This window comes from Streptomyces kanasensis (assembly GCF_043077165.1).
Taxonomy (GTDB): domain Bacteria; phylum Actinomycetota; class Actinomycetes; order Streptomycetales; family Streptomycetaceae; genus Streptomyces; species Streptomyces changanensis.
In genome coordinates this window covers 292,521-316,177 of the sequence record NZ_JBIBSF010000002.1, presented here as the reverse complement: position 1 = coordinate 316,177, position 23,657 = coordinate 292,521, and the positions used below count along the sequence as shown (strand labels likewise).

Genomic DNA, 23,657 nt, shown 5'->3' with positions numbered 1-23,657 from the left:
CGGCCGCGGGCGGGGCGGGGACGCCCCGGGGCTTACCCCCCGCCCCGGGGCCGGGGGCGAGGGCGCCGGGGGGGCGGGCGGGGCCCCCCCCCGGGCCCCGCCCGGCCCGCGACAGAGAGGATCCACCATGCCCCAGGGCCCGGTACTGCCACCGGGGTTCTTCGCCGACACCGAGATACCGGACGGCGGGGACCACCTCCGGCTCCACCTCAACGAGAACCCCTACGGCCCGCCGCCCGGCACGGTCGACGCGGTGCGCGACGAGTCCGAGCAACGCCTCAACCGCTACCCGGACGCCGACTGCCGCGAGCTGCGCGAGGCGCTGGCGGCGCACTTCGGGGTCGGCGCGGACATGGTCGCGGTCGGCAACGGCACCGACGAGATCGTCCTCGTCACCTCACTGACCTTCCTGCGCGAGCCGGGCACGTCGGTGGTGACCACCGCGACCACCTTCCCCGGGTACGTGATGTCCGCCGCCTCCGTGGGCCGCACCCCGGTCACCGTCCCGCTCGACGGCACGCACCTGCCGGTGGGCGCGCTCGCGGAGCGGCTGGAGGCGGGCGCCGACCTGGCGTTCGTCTGCAACCCGCTCAACCCGACCGGCGCGCTCCTCGACCGCGCCGAGGTGAACCGGCTGCTGGACGCCGCCGAACGGGGCGGCGGTGTGGTCGTCTTCGACGAGGCGTACATCGACTTCGCGGGGCCCGAGCGCGAGTTCGCGCTGGAGGCGGTCCGCGCGGGCCGCCGGGCGCTGGTGACGCGGACGTTCTCCAAGGCGTGGGGGCTGGCATCGGTGCGGATGGGCCTCGCGGTCGGGCCCGCCGAGCTGATCGCGCGGATCTCCGCCACCGCCGGGGCGCTGCCGTTCAACGTCAACCGGCAGGCGCAGCGGGCCGTGCTGCGGGCCCTGGAGCAGCCCGAGTACCTGGAGCGGGTGCGGGCCGCCAACGCCCGGGTGCGCGAGCTCCTCGGCAAGGAGCTGGACGCGCTGGGTCTGGCCCACACCCCGTCGGCGAGCAACTTCGTGATGGTGGACGTGCCGCCGCCCGGTGACAGCGCCGCCTTCGCGGCGCGGCTCGCGAGGGAGCACCGCGTCTTCGTCCGGGCGCTCGACGCGCTCGGCATGCCGGGGCGGCTGCGGATCTCGGTCGGCACGGAGGCCGAGGTGGAGCGCCTGGCCACCGCGCTGAGGGCGGTCCTCGACGCGCCGGCCACGACCGGCTGAGCCCACCCGGGCCGGTCCCACCACCCGGGTCCGGCCACCCGGGCGGGCCGGGCAACCCCGGCAGACCCGGCGACACCGGCAGGCCCGGCAGGCTCTGACAGGCCCGGCGGACACAGCACATGCAGCACACCCGGCACACCCCGGCACATCCGTACAGGGAGCGAGACCACCAGCCATGGGCCATTACCAGCCGAACCTGCGGGACGTGGAGTTCACCCTCTTCGAGGTGCTGGGCCGCGCGGACGCCTACGGCCGCGGCGCGTTCGCCGGGACCGACGAGGCCACGGCCCGGTCCGTGCTGGCCGAGGTCGCACGGCTCGCCACCGGCGAGCTGGCCGACGCCTTCACCGACGGCGACCGCAACCCGCCCGTGTACGACCCGGCGACCCACACGGTCACCCTCCCCGACGCGGTGAAGCGGGCGTACCGGGCGTGGACGGACGGCGGCTGGCACCTGCTGGACCTGCCCGCGTCGCTGGGCGGCGCCGAGGTGCCGCCGTCCCTGCGCTGGGCCGTCGCCGAACTGGCCCTCGGCGCCAACCCGGCCGTCTACCTGTACCAGGGGCTCGCCGGCTTCGCGAAGATCCTCGACCGGCTCGGCACCCCGTCGCAGCGGCGGCTGGCGCGGCTCATGGTGGAGCACGGGTGGGGCGGCACCATGGTCCTCACCGAGCCGGAGGCCGGCAGCGACGTCGGCGCCTGCCGCACGCGCGCCGTGCCGCAGCCGGACGGGACGTGGCACGTCGAGGGCGTCAAGCGGTTCATCACCTCCGGCGAACACGACCTGTCCGAGAACATCGTGCACTTCGTGCTCGCCCGGCCCGAGGGACACGGGCCGGGCACCAAGGGGCTGTCGCTGTTCCTCGTACCGAAGTTCCTCGTCGCGGACGAGCGGACCGGCCGGCTCGGCGCCCGCAACGGCGTCCGCGCCACCGCCCTGGAGGACAAGATGGGGCTGAAGGCGTCGGCGACCTGCGAGCTGACCTTCGGCGCCGACCGGCCCGCGGTGGGGCTGCTGCTCGGCGGGGTGCACGACGGGATCCGGCAGATGTTCCAGGTCATCGAGCAGGCCCGCATGATCGTCGGCACCAAGTCCGCCGCCACCCTGTCCACCGCCTACCTCAACGCAGCCGCCTACGCCCGTCAGCGCGTCCAGGGCGCGGACCTCGCGTCGGCGGCGGACCGCGGCGCACCGCGCGTGGCGATCACCCGCCACCCCGACGTGCGCCGCGCGCTGCTGCTGCAGAAGGCTTACGCGGAGGGGCTGCGGGCCCTGGTGCTGTACACCGCGACCGTCCAGGACCGGCTGGCCGCCGCCGAGGCCGCCGGCAGGCCCGACCCGGAGGCGAAGGCGCTCAACGACCTGCTCCTGCCGGTGGTCAAGGGGTACTCCTCCGAGCGCGCCTGCGAACAGCTCTCCCACTGCCTCCAGGTCCTCGGCGGAGCCGGCTACACCCGGGACTTCCCGCTGGAGCAGTACGTCCGCGACGCGAAGATCGACACCCTCTACGAGGGCACCACCGCGATCCAGGGCCTGGACCTGTACTTCCGCAAGATCGCCCGGGACGGCGGGGCCGCCTTCGGGGCGCAGCTGGCGGAGGTGGAGAAGACGGCGCTCGACGCCCCGGTGGAGGACGGACTGGCCGAGACCCGCGCGCTGCTCGCCCGCGCCCTGGAGGACGTGCGGGGCATCGCCGGCACGATGGGCGGACGGCTGGCGGAGTCCTTCGAGGACCCGACCGCCCTGTACCAGGTGGGCCGCAACACCACGCGCCTGCTGATGGCCGTCGGTGACGTGCTGGTCGGGTGGCTGCTGCTGCGGCAGGCCACCGTCGCCGGGGCGGCCCTGGCACGTCTGCCCGAGGACGGTCTTGGCGCGATCCGGGCACGCCGGGCCTTCTGCGTGGGCAAGATGGCCACCGCCAGGTTCTTCGCCCAGGAGGTGCTCCCGCTGCTGACCGCCGAACTCTCCGTCGCGCAGCGGCTGGACACCGTCCTCATGTCCGTGCCGGAGGACGCCTGGTGAGGCGCGCCGCACCACCCGCGCGCCTCGCAGCACCGGGCCACCACCGAAACACCGAGGAGTACCCATGACCCCGTCGTCCGCCGGTCTCGCCCCCGCGCACCAGACCATGCTGCTCGCCCACCGCGCCATGGTGCGCGACCTGGGCCGGGTCGCCCGCTCCGCCGAGCGCCTGGCGCAGGCCCCCGACGCCGCGCGGGCCGCCGCGCTGCGGGAGTACGTCGACAAGCTGTTCCAGCTGATCGACCACCACCACGAGGGCGAGGACGAGTTCCTGTGGCCGCGGCTGCGGCGGCTCGGCGCGGACGAGGAGGCCCTCACGCTGATGGCCACCGAGCACGAGGAGCTGTCGAAGCTGCTGCACGGCTGGCACGAGGTGAGTCGCCGGCTCGGCACGGACGCGGGCGCGGCGGCCGAGCTGGCGCGGCTGTCGGAGGGGGTGCGCGACCACCTGTCGCGGCACGCCGGGGACGAGGAGCGGGAGCTGTCCGGGCGGCTGGCGCCGGTGCTGGGCAAGGAGGTGTGGAAGGGCTTCGCGACCCACATGCGCAAGACGGCGCCGGGGTGGACGCTGAAGTTCATGCCGGCGTGGCTGGCGTCGGTGGCCGGCCCCGGCGAGCGGGGCGGGGTGCCCGCTCCCCCGGTCGCCGCGCTGTTCAGGGGATGGCTGGAGAAGCGGCAGCGGGCCGCGTTCGGCGAGGACTACTGACGGCGGCGGCCCGCTCCCCCCTGCACCGGAGCGGGCACGGCCACGCCCGGGCGGCCGGCCCGCGGCGGTACGCCGCCGGCGTCGAGCGGGCGGCCCGGCAGCCCGGCGGGCCACGTCAGCCCAGGTCGCGCAGGGCGTCCTCCACGGCGCGGTGGAAGGTGGGGTACGCGTACATCATGTGCCGCAGTCGCTCCACGGGGACCTCGGCGTGGACGGCCACCGCGAGGCCGTACAGGACCTCGCCGCCCGCGGGGCCCGCGGACGTCGCGCCGACCAGGACCCCCCGGTCCTCGTCCACGACGAGCTTCACGAGCCCGTCACCGCCCGGTCCGTGGATCCAGCCGCGGGTGGAGGACGACAGCCGGGTCAGCCCGGTGCGCACCCGCAGCCCCCGGTCGCGGGCGGCGCGCTCGGTGAGCCCGACCGAGCCGACCTCCGGGTCGGTGAACGTGACGCGCGGCAGCGCCCGGTAGTCGGCCTCGGGGCCGGGTTCGCCCAGGAGGTCCCGGGCGGCGATCTCCCCCTGGTACATCGCCACGTGCGTGAAGGCGCCGAGCCCGGTGACGTCGCCGACGGCCCACACGCCCGGTGCCACCCGCATCCGCCCGTCGGGCTCCAGGGCCCGGGCGTCGGGGTCCAGGCCGGCGTGTTCGACGCCGAGGCCGGTGAGGTCGGCACCGCGGCCGGTCGCCACGAGGAGGTGGCGGGCGGTCAGCTCCCCGCCGCCGTCCAGGGCGAGGTGGAAGGTGCCGGCCTCGTGGCGCACGCCGGTGGCCCGCGCGCCCGTGCGCACGTCGATCCCCTCGGTCCGGAACACCTCCGTGAGGAGCTCCGCCACCTCGGGCTCGTCGGAGGGCAGCAGGCGGTCCGCCGCCTCGACGACCGTCACGTCCGTGCCGAACCGGGCGTACGCCTGGGCCAGCTCCGCGCCGATGGGCCCGCCGCCGAGCACCAGCAGGGACTCCGGGGCCTCCTCGGCGGAGACGGCGTCGCGGTTCGTCCAGTACGGCACCCCGTCCAGGCCCGGCACGGGCGGGACGCGCGGCCGGCTGCCGGTGGCGAGGACCACGCCGCGCCGGGCGGTGAAGACCCGCCCGTCGACCTCGACGCGGCCGGGACCGGTGAGGCGTCCGCGCCCGCGGACGAAGCGGCCGCCCTTGCCGGTGAACCGGTCGACGGCCGCCCGGTCGTCCCAGTCGTCGGTGGCCTCGTCGCGGATGCGCGCGGCGACGGGCGAGAAGTCGGCGGCGACCTCCGAGCGGCCGGCCGCGCCGGGCACGCGTCGCGCCTCGGCGAGCAGGTTCCCCGCCCGGACCATCATCTTGCTGGGGACGCACGCCCAGTAGGGGCACTCGCCGCCGACCAGCTCGGCCTCCACGCCGACGACGTCGAGCCCGGCCTCCGCCAGGCGCCCGGCGACGTGCTCGCCGCCCACGCCGAGGCCGACCACGACGACGTCGGCCTCGCCGCCCCCCGCACCGCCCCCGCCGGTGTCGCCACGGCTGTCGCCGCGGGTGTCACTGCCGGTGTGCCGCTCCGGGCCTGCCATGGGGGACCTCCTGCGTCGGCTGGGGCCGGAGTGTCCCGGCCGGTCGTCGTACCACGTCTACCCCGCTGCCGGGCCGCGCGCCGCCGGAACGACGGCACCCGGGGGGAGGCGGCCGGGTCGTCAGGTGCTCATGAACCAGGTGCCGGCGCCGATGACCACGAGGCCCGCCACGACGATCTGGACGGTCGCGCCCGTGGACATCTTGTTGTCGGGGGACTTCGGGTCGCGCTTCACGGCCTCGGCGAGCCGCGTCAGCTCCTCGCGGCGCCCCAGGACGCCCAGGGCGAGGGCCAGCATGGCCAGGGAGTACAGGAAGAGGACCTCGCCCAGGGGCATCCCCTTGCCGTAGTAGGTGGCGACGCCGAAGAGGGCCATGCCCGCGATGGCGTAGTACACGGCGCGGCGCAGCTTCCCGGTCATCCAGGAGCCCCAGGTGACGGCGAAGACCGCCGTGGAGACGGCGGCGGCGAGCCACAGGACGAGGACGGGGATCTCGGAGAAATTCACAGTGCTCCTCGTGTCACCGCCGGACGGCGGTGTGGCCGCCGTCCGCCCCGCGGGCGCGGGACGGACGGCGGCCACGTCATTCCTTCGGCGGCATGCTACGTGCCGGTCGCTACCAGGTGAACGCGCCCCAGATGGGTGAGAGCAGGTCGTGCCCCGCCGTGACGGCGGCCGAACCCCACGACTTCACGTGCCCGGCGGCTTCGAACACCTCGTCGGCGTACTTGACGGCCGAGCCCACCCGCAGCCCGATCACGCCGAGGCCCACGCCCACGACGGCGTTCTTGAACGACTCGCCCTTCCAGTTGTCCGCGTACCCCCACAGGCCGGCGCTGAGCACGCCGAAGCCGAGGGAGACCAGGCCGACGGCGCCGGCGGCGACCGCCAGCGGCGGGAAGAACGCCGAACCGATGGTCAGGCCGACGGAGAGGAAGCCGAGGCCCGTGCTGATGCGGCCCGTCCAGGTGGCGGCGGTCCGCCACCCGTCCTTGCCGTCGCCGCCCGGCTTGTCGGCGTTGACCTTGTCGTTGGCCGGGTCGTCGGCGGGCGTGCGGCCGGCGGCCGCGTCCTGGCGGGCCTTCTCGGCCGCCGCGGCGGCCGCGGCGGCCTGCTCCTGCACCCGCTTGTCGGCGGCGATGCGGTGCGCGTCGCTCGCCGCGGCCGAGGCCGCCTGGGCGTCCCGGCCGGCCGCGAGGGCGGAGGCGCGGGCGGCCGTCGCCTGCGACTGGGCGAAGGCGGCGGAGGACTGCGCCTGGGCCGCCGACGCCATGGCGCGGTTGGCCGAGTGGTTGGCGTAGCGGGCGGCGGAGCGGGCGGTCTGCTCCGCGGCCGTCGCCTTGCGGGCGGACTCGGCCGCCGCGGCGGCCGAGGCGTCCGCCGCCGCCGCGCTGTCCCGGGCGTCCTTGGCGTGGTTCGCGGCCTCGTTGGCCGACTTCAGGGCCTTGTCCGCCCACTGGGCGGCCTCGGTGGCGGCGTTGCGGGCCTTGGCGGCAGCCTCGGCGGCGCGCGCCGCGTCCTCGTGGGCCTTGGCGGCGACGCGGGCCGCGTTGGCGATGGAGGCGCGGATGGCGGAGACGTGGGTGGCCGTGTCCTGGTCGAGCTGGGCGGCCTTCAGGTAGGCGCCGCCGACGAAGTCGTGGCGCATCCACGCCGGGCCCGCCATGGCGACCTCGGCGGTGGCCTTGACGTTGGCGCCGCCACCGCTCATCAGGGACAGGGTCTTGACCCGGTCGTCCTCCATGACGGCGTCGCGGATGCCCACCATCAGGAAGTGGAGCATGACCTCGGTGCTGCCGTCGTTCAGGGCGGCGTTGGCCGCGTTCGACACGGCGGAGCCGGAGCCGTCCATCAGCTTGAGGATCTGCCGGCGGTAGTCCTCGGCCTGGAGGTTCACCACGTCGGTGGTGATGAACTTCTCCGCGGCCGCCGGGTCGGGGTTCTCCAGGGCCTTCTGCGCGGCCTCGGCGACCGCGGTCTGGCCCAGCTGGGCCATGAAGAGGACCTTCTCCCGGGTGTCCAGCCTGACGGCCTTCGGGTGGTCCTGCTTCAGCCAGGTGACGATGTCGGAGTCCGAGCCGGCCGCGGCGAACTGGGCCGCCGAGCGCGTCCAGGAGCCCCGGTCCTCGAAGAGGTTGACGGCGGCCTTGCGGCCGAGCCGCACGGCGGTGCCGGTGTCGCCGGTGTTCGCGGCCGTGGTGGCCTGGGCGACCAGCTCGCGGGTCTCGGCGTCGATGGAGGCGCCGTGGGTCTCGCGGGCGTCCTCGGCCTTGACGCTCTCCAGCTCGGCCTTGAGCACCTCGCCGGCCTCCGCGATGCCGGTCTGCTTGTCGGCCTCCAGCTGCGCCGCCTCGGTCTCGCGGGCGACGCGCTCGATGTTCTGCGCCTGGGTGACGGCGTCGGAGGCGACGTTCGCCGCGGCGAGCGCCGCGTTGGCGTGGGTCGTCGACTGGTTGGCGTAGTCCAGCGCCTTGCCGGCGTTGTCGGCGGCCTTGTCGGCCGCGGCGGCGGCGTTCTCGGCGTGCTGGGCGGCGCTGTTGGCGGCCGTGTGCGCGGCGCGGGCGGCGGAGGCGGCCTGGGCGGCCAGCGACCGGGAGCGCGCGGCGGCCGCGGAGGCCGTGGCGGCTGCGGCGTTCGCCTCGGCGGCGGCCGCGCGGGCCCGGCGGGCCTGCTCGGACGACTCGCCGGCCGCGGCGGCCGCGGCGGCGGAGGCGGAGGCAGCGGCGGCGGCGTTCTGCGCGGCAGACGCGGCGGCGGTGCCGGCGCGGCCGGCCTCGTCGCTGGCGGCGGCCGCGGCGGACGCGGCGGCGGCGGCCGTACGGGCGCCGGCGGCGGCGTTGCGGGCGGCCTGCGCGGCGGAGCGGGCCTGGGACGCCTGGGCGGCGTCCTTCGACGCGGCCGTCGCGGCGTTGTAGGCGCGCGACGCGGCCTGGCCCGCGGCGGCGGCCGCGGACGCGGCGGCCTGCGCGGCGGAGGCGGCGCGGCGGGAGGCGGCGACGGCGATGTTGGAGGCGTGGACGGCGGTGCGGGCGGCCTGCGCGGCGCCCTTCGCCGCCTCGGCGGCGCGGGACGCGTGCCGGCCGGCCTTGTCGGCGTCGTTCTTCGCGGCCTCGGCCGCGGCGGCGGCCTCGAGCGCGGCCTCCTTGGCCTTCGCCGCGGCGGTCTCGGCGCGGGCGCCCGCCTCGATGGCGGCGTCCGTCTCGTGCTTGGCGCGGCGGCCGGCCTCCTGGGCGACCTGGACGAGCTGCGCCACCGTCAGCGACTCCTGGTCGCGGGCGCGGGAGATGTGCTGGCCGGTCTCGATGTACCGGGTGATGTCGGCCGGCGTGCCCTCCAGGGCGCGTGCCGCGGTGCGCTGCACCTCGGGGCCGCCCTGGGCCATGATCTGCATGACCTCGAACCGCTCGTCCTCCTGACGGGCGGCGTACTGCTTGGTCTGCAGGAACTCGTCGAGCGCGGCCTCCGTGCCGGCGTTCAGCGCGGCCTGGCCGGCGTCGCGGACGGCGCGCTTGCCGCTGTTCATGATGGTCAGCACCGCGGAGCGCTTGTCGTCGCGGAGCGGGGCCTTCACACCGTCGTTCATGAACGCGGTGATGGCGGCGTCGTCCCCGGCCAGCGCCTTGATGGCCGCGTCGCGGACGCCCTTGCCGGAGACGGAGATGATCCGCATCACGGCGACGCGGTTGTCCTCGGCCCGCAGGCGGGGGAGGTCGGACTGGACGAACGCGGCGACGTCCTGGTCGGTCCCGCCGAGGGCGGCCTCGGCGGCGTCCCTGGTGGCGGTGCCGCCGGTCAGCCAGGCTTCGACGGCGCGGGCGCGGAGCCCGTCGGGAAGGTCGCCGGGGAGGGTCTCCTCGGCGAAGGCAGTGGAGGTACCGAAGACCGTCATGGCCGTGGCCAGGGCGGTGGTCACCAGGAACCTGCGGCGCAGGTGCCTCCTGCGCGGCGATCTGAGTATGTTCATGCCCCTTCTCCTGCACCCCGTTTGAACAATGGGGCACGTGTGTCGTGACGCCATTTCAGGCTGGATGGTCACACAGTCAACGGCTGCGCAGACAGGGGTTGCTGAGGTGTCGTGAGACCGTGGCGCGGACCCGGAGGCCCGCTGGATCGCCCGGATCACTGGGGTTCCGGGGTCCGGGGACGGCTCCCCGCCGCACGCCCGCTGTTATCGAATCGTTGCAGTGCGTCAGACAACGCGCACACCACCGACACCGTCCCCGCAGCGCCTCCACCGCACCTCCGGCACGCCGCTGACGCCATGCGAACTCTTGTGCGGGTCAGGTGAAGTGGTAACAATGATCACGCCAAATCCGATCTGGGGAACCGGAACGTGGCCGTCGCAACGGGGGGAGTTGACGACCCATCTGTGAAAGATCCGAAGTGTCCATTTTTGCGGCGCTTCGCCATTGCGGCGCGGCCTCATGCCGCTCTCTGAGCACGTCCGCGCACGGGTGCGACCCGTGCGCCTTTGCCATCTCACGGAACAGGAAACGAGACTCCCGATGAAGTTCATCTCTCGTCTGCTCGTCGCGGGCGCGGTCGCCGGCACCGCCGTCCTCGCCATCACGACGGCCGGCGGCGCCGGCGCGCCGTCCGTCGCCCCGGTCGCCGACGAGGCGCCGGGTTACGCGGTGGAGGACTTCAACTACCCGCAGGCGGACAAGATCCTCGCCGAGCAGGGCATCAAGCTGAAGCGCGGCGACGGCCACATCACCCTCGCCACCTGCGGCGACCCGACCCTCCTCGAGGTGTGGGCGCGCAGCAAGGAGAAGGTCTGCTTCCGCGTCACGGGCACCAAGGGCTACCTGAGCCTGGAGCTCCCGGCCGTCTACGGCATCAAGGGCAACGACTACAACACCGACGTCACGATGACGGTCGACAACGAAGAGAAGAACTTCGACGTCACCAAGAACACCTGGACGCCGGTCGGCGAGAGCGCCGACCCGCAGGGCCGCGACCACATGCTCCTGGAGATCATCACCTCCAAGTAAGGCCGGTCCTGTCGCCCGAGGAGCCGGCACACGGCACCGCCGCCGGCTCCTCGACACCCCCACACGAGGAATCTTCAGATGCAACGTCCGCACACCGCCCGCGCAGCCGGGCTGGCCGCCCTCACGGCGGCCCTGATAGCGGCACCGCTCGCGGTCCCCGCGCACGCCGTCACGGGCACCGCGGAGGCCGAGGGCTCGCTCGCCTTCACCGCCCGCCTCGACATCGGCAACGGGCAGCGCGCCTGCTCCGGCGCCCTCGTCGACCGCGAGTGGCTGCTGACCGCCGCCAGCTGCTTCGCCGACAACCCGGCCGTCAGCCTGGCCGTGCCCACGGGCGCGCCCAAGCTGAAGACGACCGCCACCATCGGCCGTACCGACCTCACCACCGCCGCCGGCGTGGTGCGCAACGTCGTCGAGGTCGTCGCGCACCCCTCCCGTGACGCGGCGCTGGTCCGTCTGAACCGGCCCGTCACCACCGTCGCCCCCGTCGCGATCAGCGCCACCGCCGCCGCGGCGGGCGAGCAGCTGAAGGCCGCCGGCTACGGCCGCACCAAGGACGAGTGGGCGCCCCTCAAGCTCCACAGCGGCACCTTCACCGTCGACGCGGTGAACGCCGCCGACGTCAACGTCACCGGCCAGGGCGGCGTGTCCGTCTGCGCCGGCGACACCGGCGGCCCGGTCCTGCGCACGGTCAACGGCGTGGCCCAGCTCGTCGCCGTCAACAGCCGTTCGTACCAGGCCGGTTGCTTCGGCATCGACGCCACCGTCACCAGCACCGCCGCCGTCGACACCCGCGTCGACGACCTGCGCGCCTGGGTCGGCGCCGAGACCGCCGCGCCGGTCGTCAACGACTTCAACTGCGACGGCGCCGAGGACGTCGCCATCGGCGACCCGAAGGCCACCGTCGGCGGCGACGCCAACGCCGGTGTCGTGCGCGTCGTCTACGGCGGCGGCAAGGGCACCGCCGAGTTGAACCAGGACCAGGCCTACGTGCCGGGCGGCGCCGAGGCGAGCGACTGGTTCGGCGAGGCCCTGGCGACGTTCGACCAGAACGAGGACGGCTGCACCGACCTCGTCGTCGGCGTCCCCGCCGAGGACATCACCGTCGGCTCCACGACCCACGCCGACGCCGGCTCCGTGCAGATCCTGTACGGCGCCCCGGGTGGCATCGGCACGGGCCGCGCGGCCACGGACTACGTCCAGGGCCTCGGCGACGTCGCCGCCATCAAGGGCTCGGCCTCCGAGGCCGGCGACCGGTTCGGCCACGCCGTGGCCGCCGGCCACACCGCCGAGGGCGAGCCGTACCTGCTGATCGGCATGCCGGGCGAGGACCTCGGCACCGTCGCGAACGCGGGCAGCGCCATCTACCTGCGCGGCAGCGTCAACACCGCCGTCAACCAGGACAAGCCGGGCTACGCGGGCGACCCCGAGGCGAACGACCGGTTCGGTGCCGCCGTCGCCGCCTCCGCGAACCACATCGTCATCGGCACGCCGGGCGAGGCCATCGGCACCGAGAAGGACGCCGGCGGCGTGCAGATCAGCAAGCACGCGCTGAACACCGACAAGGTCCCCGCCCCGGTCTCCGGCTTCGACCAGGACGCCGCCTTCATCAGCGGCGGTGCCGAGCCGGGCGACCAGTTCGGCGCCTCCGTCGCCGCCGTCGAGTACCGTCCCTCGGGCGCGGCCACCGCGACCGACACGGTCGTCGCGATCGGCTCCCCCGGTGAGGACCTCACCGTCGACACGGCCAACAAGGCCGACGCGGGCGGCGTCCACACCCTGCGCGTCTCCGCGGCGGGCGCGGTCACCGCGGCCTCCAACGTCCAGCAGGAGGTCACCGACGTCGCCGGCTCCGCCGAGACCGGTGACAAGTTCGGCTCCAAGGTCGTCCTCGCCAACACCGCCCCGCGCTCCGTCGGCTCCGCGTCGACCCTCGCGCTCGCGGTCGGCATCCCCGGCGAGGCCCTCGGCTCCGTCGCGGGCGCCGGCGCGGTGCAGACCTTCTACCCGTTCGGCGGCGCCGGTGCGCACGACCACTGGATCCAGGCGGGTGACGCCTCCGGCCTCGGCGGCGCGCCGGCCGCCGGCCACGCCGTCGGCACCTGGCTGGGCGCGAGCGCGACCAGCCTGTACGTCGGCGTGCCCAACGCCAGCCCGTACGGCGCCGCGTACGCCCTGCCCTGGGGCAACGCGACCGGTGGCCGCACCGGTGCGGCCGCCGCGGCGACGACGTACAAGCCGGGCACGAACGGCCTGCCGGCTGTCGGTGGCCAGTTCGGCCGCGCCTTCGGCTGAGACCGGTCAGTCGCGTCGGTACCGACGTCCCACGGGTGAGCCCCGGGAGGATCCGATCCTCCCGGGGCTCACCCGCGTCCGGGGCCGGCCGGCCGCCGCGGTGGGCGCCTCACGCCGGCACGCCGTACAGGACGAGGTTCTCCGCGTAGACCCGCTCCTTGGGGTCGAACGCGCCCGCGCAGGTGACCAGGACGAGCCGGGGGCGGCCCTCCGCCGAGAACAGGTCCCCGGGCAGGGCCCCCGCCGGATAGGTGCGCCGGGCCACGATCCGGTACGCGTGCCGGGACCCGTCCGCCGCCGCGACGTGCGCGTACGCGCCCATCGGCAGGGAGTGCAGCGCCTCGAACGGACCCGGCCCCTCCTCGGCGGAGTCCAGGTGCCCGGCGATCAGCAGGGTGCCGCGGGCGGCCCCCGGCGGGGCGCCCAGCGCCCACCAGCCGAGCCGGGACGGGGAGGCCGGCACGTCGAGCGTCCCGCCGGCCCCCGCGACCGGGTCGACCGGCAGGCTGCCGACGTGCCCCGGCACGGTGAGGGTGACGGGCGGTGAGTACGCCGGTCCCCTCGCGGGCCCGGAGGCCCTCCCGGTCGGCACCGCGCCCACGTCGGCCGGGGCGGGCGCCGACGCCGGCAGGAACAGCGCGAGCGCCGCCGACGCGGTGCCCGCGAGCCCGGCCCAGGCCAGGAGGCGGCCGGGACCGGGCTCGGTGGTCAGCCTGCGGCGCATGCGTCAGCGGGTGTCGTGGCGGCGGATGCGCCCGGCCGCCCAGAAGGCGCCGCCCGCGATGAGCACGCCGCCCACGGCCATCGCCGGCACCGCGACGAACGCGGGCACCCCTTCGTCGGCGAGGGCGACCTGACCGCCGTTGCCCGCGTGGACGGTCTTCGGGGTGGTGTGGGTCGCGGCGCCGTCGTGGCAGGTACCGCCGCGGACCATGGAGTGGTGGTGGGCCACGATCGGCCGGGCGGCCTTCGCGGCGGCCGTCACCTGGGCGTTCTCACCCTTGGCTATCTGATGGTCGATCATGCCGAGCGTCTTGACGTGGGCGGCGTCCTGCGCCTTCAGCCAGGCGTGGTCGTACGCGCTGCTGCCCGCCTTGGCCATGACCTCGGCCAGGATCCGCTGCTGTTCGGCGCTGGGGGCGACGGGCAGGTCGACGCCCTGCTGGTCGGCGAGGGCCTTCGTCGCCGCGTCCAGCTTCGTGTGGTCGCGTTCGAGGACGCCGCCGACCTTCTTCACACACTCGGTCGTGGCGTTCTTCCGGGCGTCCCGGCCGGCGGCTATCTCGGTCAGGTTGCCCTGGTGGGCCGCGCGCAGGAACGCGCTGTCGGTGGGGCTCGCGTCGTCGGCGGCGAAGGCCGGTACGGCGGCTATGCCGGAGAGGGAGAGGCAGGTGAGGGCCGTGGCGGCCCAGAAGTGGTGCGTACGCATGGCGTCGTCGTCATCCGTTCGTGGGTGGGTCGGCTCTCGGCCCGGCGGGTGGCGGGCCGCACCACCATCGGGACACGGCCCACGACCGGCCGCCATCGGCGGTAGTGCGAACGGGGGGCCGCTCACCCGGACGGCGGAGGTGCGGCCGTCGCCGGCGCGCACGGGGGGCGAACCGCTCAGAGTCGCGCCCGCCGCCCACGGCGCACAGGACTTGGCCTGGACTCGCCATTCCCCCCCTACCCCCCTTGTCACCGTACGGAGTCACATGAGTACATGGAGTGGCGTACGTTCCTTGGCGATGACGGGGGGTGGTCGGCCGTGGCGAACGTCCCAGTCTCCGTGCTCGGCCAGAGGGCGGCACGGGAGGCGGTACCGGCGCGGGCGGCTCCCCCGCTGGCGCCCCGACCGGCGGCCCAGCCGGTGCGGGGGACGCGGCACATCTGCGCCGCCCTCGCGGCCCTCACCGAATCGGCCCGCCGCGAGCTGCTGACCTTCGACGACCCGGCGGCCGCACTGCGCCAGCCGATCCCCGAACCGATCCTCGAACTGGCCGTGACGTGCGTGCGCATGGCGGCCGAGCGGGTCCGCACGGTCCGCCAGGTGGTACCGCGCCACGCGCTGGCCCGGGTCACCGCGGCCGATCTGGCCGCGACGGCCCGGCTGCCCGGCCGGGCCCGGCTGACGGACACGATCCCGTTCAAGATGATCGTCGTCGACCGGGCGGTCGCGGCCGTCCCCCTCGACCTGGAGCTCCTCCACAACGGGCTGCTGCTGATCCGGGACCCGGTCGTCGTCCAGGCCCTGGTGCGGGCGCACCACGCCTGGTGGGACGCCGGAGAGGACATCGCCGAGGCGTCACCCGGTGGCGCCGCACTGCCACCGCAGCTGCGCCCCGTGCTGGACGCGCTGCTGGCCGGGCTCACCGACGAGACGGCGGCGGCCCGCCTGGGCATATCGGGCCGCACGTACAGCCGCAGGGTGGGCGAACTGCTCGCCGCGCTGGGCACGACGAGCCGCTTCCGCGCGGGGGCGGAGGCGGCACGGCGCGGCTGGCTGTGACACACCGCGCCGACGCCGCGCCCACCTGCCACCGGGCCGGACCCGCCTCCGTGCGGGGCCTGCTCCGGGCCGGACCCGCCTCCGTGCGGGGCATGCATCCGGCCGGGCCTGTTCCAGCTGCCCCGGGCCTGGAGGCCGGCCGTGAGCTGTCTCCGGGCCGAGACCTGCTCCGTGCCGGGCCTGCCTCAGTGCCGGGCCGAGCCTGCCTCGGCGCGGTACGAGCCTGCTCCGGGCCGGACCCGCCTCCGTGCGGGGCCGGGACTGGAGGCGGGCCGGCCTGCTCCGTACCGGGCGGGGCCGGCGCACGTCCCCGAGCCGGCGTCCGGCCAAGCAACGTCGGTGGTCCGGCCCGGTGACGCGCGGCGGTCTGCATGGGCCGCGTCGGCGGACCGGCCCGGGGGCGTCGTCCGTGTGCCTACGACACGATGTCCTTGCGGGCGAAGCCGCGGAAGGCGAGCGCGAAGAGGACCGTCGCGCAGGCCACGGAGACCGCCGCGCCCTTGATCATGCCGCCCCACTCCAGCTGCGGCTGGAGGGCGTCGATCCAGGCGTACTGCCAGTGCGCCGGCAGGAACTCCCGCCAGTCGCCGAGCGCGGTCACCGCGTCGAGGACGTTGCCGACGATGGTCAGGCCGACGGCGCCGCCCACGGCGCCCAGCGGCGCGTCGGTGCGGGTGGAGAGCCAGAAGGCGAGCCCGGCGGTGACCAGCTGGGAGACGAAGACGAACGCCACGGCGACCGCCAGCCGCCCGAGGCTGTCGGCCGCGGGCAGGGCGCCACCGGTCGGCAGCCGCAGCGGCCCCCACCCGTACGCGACAGCGCCGGCGGCCAGCGCGACGAGCGGCAGCAGCACCATCGCGGCGGCGCTGAAGGCGAGCGCCACCACGAGCTTCGACCACAGCAGCCGGGCCCGCGGCACGGGCGCGGCGAGCAGGTAGCGCAGCGACGACCAACCGGCCTCGGAGGCCACGGTGTCCCCGCAGAACAGCGCCACGGGGATGACCAGCAGGAAACCGGCCGAGACGAACAGGCACGTCGCGGCGAAGTTCGCCGCCGACGCCGTCGCCGTGTCCATCAGGGTGATCCGCCGGTCGGGCCCGTCGTCGTCACCGCCGCCGATGGCGAAGGCGGCGATGAGGACGAACGGCAGGGCGGCCAGGACCGCCCCCATCACGACCGTGCGGCGCCGTTTGAGCTGGCGCACCGCCTCCACACGCAGGGGCAGGGTGTGCCCGGCGCGGTAGCCGGGCGCCGAGTCGAGCAGCGCGGTCATGCGGCGCCTCCTCCTCCGATCAGGGTGAGGAACGCGTCCTCCAGGCGGCGGTGCGGGCCCACACCGGTGACGGGCACGTCGAGCCGGACCAGGTCGGCGACGAGCGCGGCGGCGGTGGCCCCGTCCAGCCGGACGAGCAGACCGCCCTCCGTGCGGGTGGCGGAGCCGACGCCCGGCAGGGCCCCGACCTTCTCGACCAGGTGGTCCGGCGGGTCGCCCTCCGTGGTGACGAGCAGCGTGTCACCGCTGCCGGTGATCTCGGCGACCGGCCCCGCCTGGACGAGCCGGCCGCGGTCCATCACGACGAGGTGGGTGCAGGACTGCTCGACCTCCGACAGCAGGTGGCTGGAGACGATCACCGTCCGGCCGCCGGCCGCGTACCGGATCATCACGTCCCGCATCTCGCGGATCTGCGGCGGGTCGAGCCCGTTGGTCGGCTCGTCGAGGATGAGCAGGTCCGGCAGGCCCAGCATGGCCTGGGCGATGGCGAGCCGCTGCCGCATGCCCTGCGAGTACGTGCGGACGGCGCGGGCGAGCGCGCCGCCGAGCCCGGCGATCTCCAGCGCCTCGTCGAGGTGCGCGTCGGCGGCGGGGCGGCCGGTGGCCCGCCAGTACAGTTCGAGGTTCTCCCGGCCGGACAGGTGCGGCAGGAAGCCGGCACCCTCCACGAAGGCGCCCACCCGGGACAGGACGGGCGCGCCGGGCCGGACGGCGTGGCCGAAGACCCGGACCTCACCGTCGTCGGGGGCGATCAGGCCCATGAGCATCCGCAGCGTGGTGGTCTTGCCGGCGCCGTTGGGGCCGAGCAGGCCGAGGACCTGGCCCTTCTCGACGCGGAACGACAGGTCGCGGACCGCGTAGGCGTCCGTGGATCCCGCGTAGCGCTTCGTCAGCCCGCTGATCGTCAGGGGCACGTCGGCCAGCTCCGGGTCGGGGGCGGGCGCGGCCGTGCGGCGGCGGGCCGTCAGCAGCAGCGCGGCCGCGACGAGGACGCCGCCCGCCGGCAGCCCCCACACCCACCACGGCAGGCCGGCCGCCTCGGTCCGCACGGTCGGCGCGGTCGGCACGGACAGCCCGCCACCGGCGAGGGAGACGGTGTACGCGGCGGGCGCCACCGGGGAGGCGTAGCCGAGGTCGGTGGCGGCGAGGACGAGGCGCAGCCGGTGCCCGGCCTCCACCTCGTGGTCGACCGCGGGCAGGGCCAGCTCGACCGTCCGGCCGGCCCGGGCGTCCCCGACGCGGACGGGGGCCACGAGCTGGGCCGGCAGCACCTGTTGGCGGCCGTCGGGGCCCACGTCGTACACCTTGCCGAACAGCACGGCCTCGCCGCTGTCGGAGGCGACCCGGACGCGGACGGTCGGCGAGCCGGTGACGCGCAGCGGCTCGCCGAGGGGAGGGGTCTCGAACCGGGCGTGCTGCCCGGGGAAGTCGACGGAGACGCCGACGCCGAGCGAGGACAGCTGCGACAGGCCGCCGCTGACGCCGGGCACGGCGGAGATGCCGGGCGGGTTCGCCCCGGCGGGGTTGCGGAAGGTCTGCGTCGGACCGGCGAGCGGCAGGGCGCGGGCGCCGGCGCGCAGGCCCGGGTAGCGGTCGGCGGTCGCGCCGCGCAGGGTGGCCCGACCGTCCGTGGAGTCCACGCCGCCGGAGCGGCTGACGCGGAAGGCGGGGCCGGTGTCCTGGGTCGTGTCGCCCTTCAGGTACCGGTCGAACCAGTCGGTGATCCGGGCGTGGACGCGCTCCGCTTCGGCGTCGCCGCCGTCGTGGCCGCCGGCGATCCAGTCGACGGCGACGGGGGCGCCGTTGCCGGCGACGGCCTCGGCGATGGCGTCGCCGTGGGAGAGCGGGAAGAGCGAGTCCGACCGGCCCTGGACGACCAGGGTGGGCACCTTGATGCGGTCCGCGACGGCGGAGGGGCTGCGCGCCTCCAGCAGGGCGCGGGCCGCGGCGTCCGGCCGGCCGCTGACGGCGATCCGCTCGTACATGGCGCACAGCTCCGGCTGGAACCTCCCGCAGGCGGCGGCCGGCGGCGCGGCCGCCGGGCGGCCCGCGGCAGGGCGCGCTCCCCCGGCCGTGCCCGCGCCCGGACCGGTGGCCGTGCCGGTGCCCGTGTTCGTGTCCGGGCCGGGAGCGGGGGCGTCCCCGGTGGGCGGGCGGTCGCCCGCGGGCGGTGCGACGCCGGCGCCGGGACCCGTCCCCGGGCCGGTACCGGCGCCGGTGGTGAAGAAGATCCCGGCCCACAGCTTCTTGAAGACCCCGTCGGGGAAGAGCGCGTCGGCGAGGTTCCAGTAGGTGATCTGCGGCGCGATGGCGTCCACCCGCCGGTCGTGCCCGGCGGCCAGCAGCGAGATCGCGCCGCCGTACGACACCCCGGACACCCCGACGCGCGGGTCGCCCGGCGCGTCGAGCCGTACCTCGGGCCGCTTCGCCAGCCAGTCGACCAGCCGCCGGACGTCCTTCACCTCGTGGTCCGGGTCGTTGAGGCCGATCCGTCCGCCGGAGGCGCCGAAGCCCCGGGCGGTCCAGGTCAGTACGGCGTACCCGTCGCGGGCGAGCTGCTCCGCCTGCCCGCGCACGTCGTCCTTGGCGCCGCCGAAGCCGTGCCCCAGCAGGACGGCGGGGCGGCGTCCGCCGCCGCCGGCCGTGAAGAACGACGTGTCGATCCTCGCGCCGGGCATGGCCAGCACGGTGTCCTCGCGGTGCACCGGGGGCTCGCCGTCGGAGGCGACGGCGGTCCAGGTGCCGGCGCCGGCGAGCAGCGCGGCGGCCGCGGCGAGCGCCGCCCACCGGCGGGGGAGTCGGATGCGCATCCCTCGACCCTAAACGGCGCGCGACGCCCGCCCGGGTGCCGCCGGTCGGAAGTCGACCGCCTCCTCAGGGACGACGCGGTGGCGTCCCCGTACCACGGACGCGGTAGACGCAAGCGGACGAAGGGGACGACCCGGCGTGGGGATCCGGCCCGCGGCGCGGCCCGCGGCACCCGAACGCCCGCCTGCCGGGCCGCCGAACCGACCGCCCACCACACCGACCGCCCACCGCTCGGCCGCCCGCCACCCGGTTGCCCGCAGGCCACGCAGGGCGGGTGCGGCGGCCCGTGCGTGGGCGCGGCCGACCCCGGGCGCGGCCGACCCGACGGCCCGGCCTGCGGGCGGTGGGCCGGGGCCGGCCCGACCGCCCGGCCGTCCCGGAGACGGCCCGGCCGCGGGGCCGGGGCGCCGCGGCCGGCCCCCGGTGGCCCGGCCCCCGGCGAGCGCCCCCAGGCGGCCGGGCTCAGTGGTTGCGGGGGAAGCCCAGGTCCACGCCGGCCGGGGCGTCCGCCGGGTCGGGCCAGCGGGTCGTGACGACCTTGCCGCGCGTGTAGAAGTGCACGCCGTCGTTGCCGTAGATGTGGTGGTCGCCGAAGAGGGAGTCCTTCCAGCCGCCGAAGGAGTGGTAGCCGACGGGGACCGGGATCGGCACGTTCACGCCGACCATGCCCGCCTCGACCTCCATCTGGAAGCGGCGGGCGGCGCCGCCGTCCCGGGTGAAGATCGCGGTGCCGTTGCCGTAGGGCGAGGCGTTGATGAGCGCGACGCCCTCCTCGTACGTCTCGGCGCGCAGCACGCACAGCACCGGGCCGAAGATCTCCTCCCGGTACGCGCGGGCGGTGCTGGGCACCTTGTCGAGCAGGGCCGGGCCCATCCAGTACCCCTCCTCGTGCCCCTCCACGACGCAGTCGGTGCCGTCGAGGACGACCTCACACCCCTCGGCGGCGGCGCCGGTGACGTACGAGGCGACCTTCTCGCGGTGGGCGGCGGTGACGAGCGGGCCCATCTCGGAGGACGGGTCGCCCCCGGGACCGACCTTGATCTTCTCGGCGCGCTCGCGGATCTTCTCGACGAGGGCGTCGCCGACGGCGCCGACCGCGACGACCGCGGAGATCGCCATGCACCGCTCGCCCGCGGAGCCGTAGGCCGCGGAGACCGCGGCGTCGGCGGCCGCGTCGAGGTCGGCGTCGGGGAGCACGAGCATGTGGTTCTTCGCGCCGCCGAGCGCCTGGACGCGCTTGCCGTGCGCGGTCGCGGTCGTGTGGATGTACCGGGCGATCGGCGTGGAGCCGACGAAGGAGACGGCGGCGACGTCCGGGTGGACGAGGAGCGCGTCGACCGCCTCCTTGTCGCCGTGGACGACGTTGAGGACGCCGTCGGGCAGCCCGGCCTGCGCGAACAGCTCGGCGAGGCGGAGGGAGGCCGACGGGTCCTTCTCGCTGGGCTTGAGGACGAAGGTGTTGCCGCACGCGATGGCGAGCGGGAACATCCACATCGGCACCATCGCCGGGAAGTTGAACGGGCTGATGCCGGCGACCACGCCGAGCGGCTGGCGGATCGACGCGACGTCGACCCGGTGCGACACCTGGGTGGAGAGCTCGCCCTTGAGCTGGGTGGTGATCCCGCACGCCAGCTCCACGATCTCCAGGCCGCGGGCGACCTCGCCGAGGGCGTCGGAGTGGACCTTGCCGTGCTCGGCGGTGATGATCGCGGCGATCTCGTCGCGGTGCGCGTCCAGCAGCGCGCGGTAGCGGAAGAGGACGGCGGTGCGCTGCGCGAGCGACGACGTGCCCCAGGTCGCGTAGGCGGCCCGGGCGGCGGCGACCGCCGCGTCGACCTCGTCGGCGGAGGCGAGCGCGACGCGCGTGCCGACCTCGCCCGTCGCCGGGTTCGCGACCGGGCCCCAGCGGTCCGACGTGCCCTCGACGGTCTTGCCACCGATCCAGTGGTGGACGGTCTTCGTCATGGCGTGCGTACTCCTTCGCAGATGGCGGCGTCGGGCTGATCCCACCACGCCCGGCGCGGACGGCGCGCCGGACACTGTGTCGGGCGTTTCGGGGTCGCCGTAGACACGTGCGCGGCGCGGACGGCGCCCCGCGGGGGTGCGGGCCGCCGGACCACGACCGGTCCCTACCCGCATCGCGTGACGGAGGTCCCACCGATGTCACGATTGTCGCCATTACGCGGGTGTTCGGTCACGGGCGTTCAACAGCCTGCCCCCTCCTGGTCACTCTCCGTCGCGGGGCGGGCACAGCCCTGGTGATCACCAGTCCGCACCGCGGCTCCCCCGACGGCCCTCCCGGGTCGCGCCGCGGCGCGCGCAGGGAGGTGCCACCGAGATGACGGACAGAAGGCTCTGGTCGTACAAGGAGATCGCGGCGCACATCAAGGTGCAGCCGGACACCGTCCGTTCGTACCGCAAGCACGGGCTGCTGCCCGAGCCGGACCACGTGGAGGGCGGCAAGCCCTACTGGTACGCGGACACCATCCGCACCTGGGTGGCCAACCGTCCCGGGAACCGGGCGCGCGGCACCTGACCCCCCGCGGACCGCCCGTCGCACGCGAGGGGCACCGGCCCCGCGCCGCCTCCCGGCGCGGGGCCCGCGGCCGTGGCGGCGCCCGGCCCGGCGGGGACGTCCGTCGCGGCGACCCCCGGCCCGGCAGCCGCGAGCCGCGGCGACCAGGAGCGGCCGCAAACCGGTTGCGGGTACACCGTCCGGTCACCTTCGATCACGCCATGACCGACTTCTCCCACAAACCCACCCTCACCGGTGACCGGGTGGTCCTGCGCCCCCTCACCGCCGCCGACACGGAGACGATGGCCGCGGTCATCGACGACCCGGAGACGGCGCGGCTCACCGGCAGCGCCGGCCACCCGCCGTTCAGCATCGAGCGGTTGCGCGCCTGGTACGCCTCGCGCGCCGAGCAGACCGACCGGCTCGACCTCGGTCTGGTCGACCGGGCCTCCGGGGAGCTGGTGGGCGAGCTGGTGCTGCACGAGTGGGACGAGCCGAACCGCAGCTGCGGGTTCCGGATCGCGATCGGCCCGCGCGGCCGCGACCGGGGACTGGGCACGCAGGCCACCCGCCTGCTCCTCGGGTACGGCTTCGAACGGCTGGGTCTCCACCGCATCCACCTGGAGGTCTACGCGTTCAACCCGCGAGCCCTGCGGGTCTACGAGCGCGTCGGCTTCGTCCGGGAGGGGGTGGGGCGGGAGGCTCTGCTGCACGAGGGCGAGTGGATCGACGCCGTACGGATGGCGGTCCTGGCGCCGGAGTGGGCCCGCCACCGCGGCCGCGTCGACGGCGGCCGCACCGACGGCGGTGAGCGCGGCGGCGGTGAGCGCGGCGGCGGGGGCGCTGGAATTTATACCCCCTAGGGGTATAGCCTGGCTCCGTACCGGGGCACCACCCCCTCCCCCGCCACAGAGGAGAACCACCATGACCGCCGAGACGACGAAGAACGAGCTGCCCCAGGTCGGCGCCGGCTCCTGCTGCTCGTCCGCCGGTGCGGGCCACGCGGGCGCCGCCGGGGAGCAGGCCGCCGACGTCACGACCGTGTACGAGGTCAAGGGCATGAGCTGCGGCCACTGCGAGGGCGCCGTCTCCGAGGAGCTCTCCGCCCTCGACGGGGTGACCTCGGTGCGGGCCGTCGCCTCCACCGGCAAGGTCACCGTCGTCTCGCAGGCGCCACTGGACGAAGAGGCGGTCCGGGCCGCCGTGGACGAGGCCGGCTACGAGCTGCTCGGCACGGCCTGACCCCACGCCGCCCACCCCTCCGCACGGCACTCGGCCGCACACCAATCCGCACACCCGTACGGGCCGTACCGCGACAAATGCCGTGGTACGGCCCGTCCTGCCTGTGCCGCCGGAACGGACGTTCACGTGAATTCACCTTCACGTGACTCACCAGACCTTCACAAAGAGACCTAGATCACAGATATTTGGGGGTAACCATTCGGACGGCTCGCGAGTCTGAATGGGCGATGCCGAGAACGTCTTGGGGGACGTTCATGGGATGTCTTGGGGGACGTCCCAGGCAAGCGTTGGCCGGGGCACGCGCAACCGGGGAGCTTTGAGCGGCCCTCCCGTCCGTGCGTACCCCGGCAGATCGCACGCGAGCTTCTGCCGGACAACGGCAGACGCCCGGCCCGGATCCCGTGGGGGGAATCCGCACCGGGGAAACGGGAAGCGCCCCGCTCACCGACCCGTGGGGGGATCGGCAGGCGGGGCGCTTTTCCGTACCGGCGCCGGCCACGCGTGCGCGGCCGGCGGCGTCGGGGTCGACCCGGGGT

General features: G+C 75.5%; 17 protein-coding genes. 9 read left to right on the top strand and 8 right to left on the bottom strand.

The window, feature by feature from the left end:
- Nucleotides 1-127 precede the first annotated feature (127 nt).
- The 3 genes from ACF053_RS06720 to ACF053_RS06710 all read left to right on the top strand — a co-directional run bounded on the left by ACF053_RS06720 (nucleotide 128) and on the right by ACF053_RS06710 (nucleotide 3,957).
- On the top strand, nucleotides 128-1,225 hold the full coding sequence (locus ACF053_RS06720) for a pyridoxal phosphate-dependent aminotransferase (protein ID WP_391952866.1): 1,098 nt from the start codon (nucleotides 128-130) through the stop codon (nucleotides 1,223-1,225).
- A gap of 175 nt (nucleotides 1,226-1,400) precedes the next feature.
- Nucleotides 1,401-3,251 (top strand): acyl-CoA dehydrogenase, encoded by a 1,851-nt coding sequence (locus tag ACF053_RS06715; RefSeq protein ID WP_391952865.1) that lies wholly within the window; start codon nucleotides 1,401-1,403, stop codon nucleotides 3,249-3,251.
- A 64-nt stretch (nucleotides 3,252-3,315) separates the two neighbouring features.
- Entirely contained in the window at nucleotides 3,316-3,957 is a 642-nt protein-coding gene (locus ACF053_RS06710) for a hemerythrin domain-containing protein (protein ID WP_391952864.1), read from the top strand.
- 115 nt (nucleotides 3,958-4,072) lie between these two features.
- Here ACF053_RS06710 and ACF053_RS06705 read toward each other — a convergent pair whose 3' ends face one another.
- The 3 genes from ACF053_RS06705 to ACF053_RS06695 form a co-directional block, all read right to left on the bottom strand.
- Nucleotides 4,073-5,506, bottom strand: a complete 1,434-nt coding sequence (locus tag ACF053_RS06705) for a dihydrolipoyl dehydrogenase family protein (protein WP_391952863.1) — start codon at nucleotides 5,504-5,506, stop codon at nucleotides 4,073-4,075.
- Nucleotides 5,507-5,626: 120 nt separating this feature from the next.
- Nucleotides 5,627-6,013 carry a hypothetical protein gene (locus ACF053_RS06700; protein WP_391952862.1) on the bottom strand — a complete coding sequence of 129 codons (387 nt, stop codon included), beginning with the start codon at nucleotides 6,011-6,013 and terminating at the stop codon, nucleotides 5,627-5,629.
- Between the two features lie 109 nt (nucleotides 6,014-6,122).
- Nucleotides 6,123-9,470: an ALF repeat-containing protein gene (locus ACF053_RS06695; protein WP_391952861.1), complete on the bottom strand. Its 3,348-nt coding sequence runs from the start codon at nucleotides 9,468-9,470 to the stop codon at nucleotides 6,123-6,125.
- 541 nt (nucleotides 9,471-10,011) lie between these two features.
- Here ACF053_RS06695 and ACF053_RS06690 point away from each other — a divergent pair.
- Nucleotides 10,012-10,500: a hypothetical protein gene (locus ACF053_RS06690; protein ID WP_391952860.1), complete on the top strand. Its 489-nt coding sequence runs from the start codon at nucleotides 10,012-10,014 to the stop codon at nucleotides 10,498-10,500.
- A gap of 78 nt (nucleotides 10,501-10,578) precedes the next feature.
- Nucleotides 10,579-12,795: a trypsin-like serine protease gene (locus ACF053_RS06685; RefSeq protein WP_391952859.1), complete on the top strand. Its 2,217-nt coding sequence runs from the start codon at nucleotides 10,579-10,581 to the stop codon at nucleotides 12,793-12,795.
- Between the two features lie 109 nt (nucleotides 12,796-12,904).
- Here ACF053_RS06685 and ACF053_RS06680 read toward each other — a convergent pair whose 3' ends face one another.
- The gene (locus ACF053_RS06680) at nucleotides 12,905-13,519 is read right to left on the bottom strand and encodes a class F sortase (RefSeq protein ID WP_391952858.1); all 615 of its coding nucleotides are present in this window, start codon (nucleotides 13,517-13,519) and stop codon (nucleotides 12,905-12,907) included.
- Nucleotides 13,520-13,522: 3 nt separating this feature from the next.
- Nucleotides 13,523-14,224, bottom strand: a complete 702-nt coding sequence (locus ACF053_RS06675; protein WP_391952857.1) for a DUF4142 domain-containing protein — start codon at nucleotides 14,222-14,224, stop codon at nucleotides 13,523-13,525.
- Between the two features lie 318 nt (nucleotides 14,225-14,542).
- Between ACF053_RS06675 and ACF053_RS06670 the strand changes: the two genes are divergently transcribed.
- Complete coding sequence (locus tag ACF053_RS06670; RefSeq protein WP_391952856.1) at nucleotides 14,543-15,283, top strand: helix-turn-helix transcriptional regulator; 741 nt, start codon at nucleotides 14,543-14,545, stop codon at nucleotides 15,281-15,283.
- 415 nt (nucleotides 15,284-15,698) lie between these two features.
- Here the strand turns inward: ACF053_RS06670 and ACF053_RS06665 are convergent, their stop codons facing one another.
- The 3 genes from ACF053_RS06665 to ACF053_RS06655 all read right to left on the bottom strand — a co-directional run bounded on the left by ACF053_RS06665 (nucleotide 15,699) and on the right by ACF053_RS06655 (nucleotide 21,329).
- Entirely contained in the window at nucleotides 15,699-16,556 is an 858-nt protein-coding gene (locus ACF053_RS06665; RefSeq protein ID WP_391952855.1) for an ABC transporter permease, read from the bottom strand.
- A complete protein-coding gene (locus ACF053_RS06660; RefSeq protein WP_391952854.1) occupies nucleotides 16,553-19,366 on the bottom strand; it encodes an alpha/beta fold hydrolase in 2,814 nt (937 codons plus the stop codon). The genes ACF053_RS06665 and ACF053_RS06660 overlap by 4 nt, the downstream gene beginning before the upstream one ends.
- Nucleotides 19,367-19,826: 460 nt before the next feature.
- The gene (locus tag ACF053_RS06655) at nucleotides 19,827-21,329 is read right to left on the bottom strand and encodes a CoA-acylating methylmalonate-semialdehyde dehydrogenase (RefSeq protein ID WP_391952853.1); all 1,503 of its coding nucleotides are present in this window, start codon (nucleotides 21,327-21,329) and stop codon (nucleotides 19,827-19,829) included.
- Between the two features lie 373 nt (nucleotides 21,330-21,702).
- Here ACF053_RS06655 and ACF053_RS06650 point away from each other — a divergent pair, with 373 nt between their 5' ends.
- From ACF053_RS06650 to ACF053_RS06640, 3 genes are all read left to right on the top strand, one after another.
- The gene (locus tag ACF053_RS06650; protein ID WP_058942123.1) at nucleotides 21,703-21,900 is read left to right on the top strand and encodes a helix-turn-helix transcriptional regulator; all 198 of its coding nucleotides are present in this window, start codon (nucleotides 21,703-21,705) and stop codon (nucleotides 21,898-21,900) included.
- Between the two features lie 200 nt (nucleotides 21,901-22,100).
- Nucleotides 22,101-22,742, top strand: coding sequence for a GNAT family N-acetyltransferase (locus ACF053_RS06645; protein WP_391952852.1), 642 nt, complete (start codon nucleotides 22,101-22,103; stop codon nucleotides 22,740-22,742).
- Nucleotides 22,743-22,803: 61 nt separating this feature from the next.
- Nucleotides 22,804-23,121 (top strand): heavy-metal-associated domain-containing protein, encoded by a 318-nt coding sequence (locus tag ACF053_RS06640; protein ID WP_391952851.1) that lies wholly within the window; start codon nucleotides 22,804-22,806, stop codon nucleotides 23,119-23,121.
- Nucleotides 23,122-23,657: the final 536 nt, after the last annotated feature.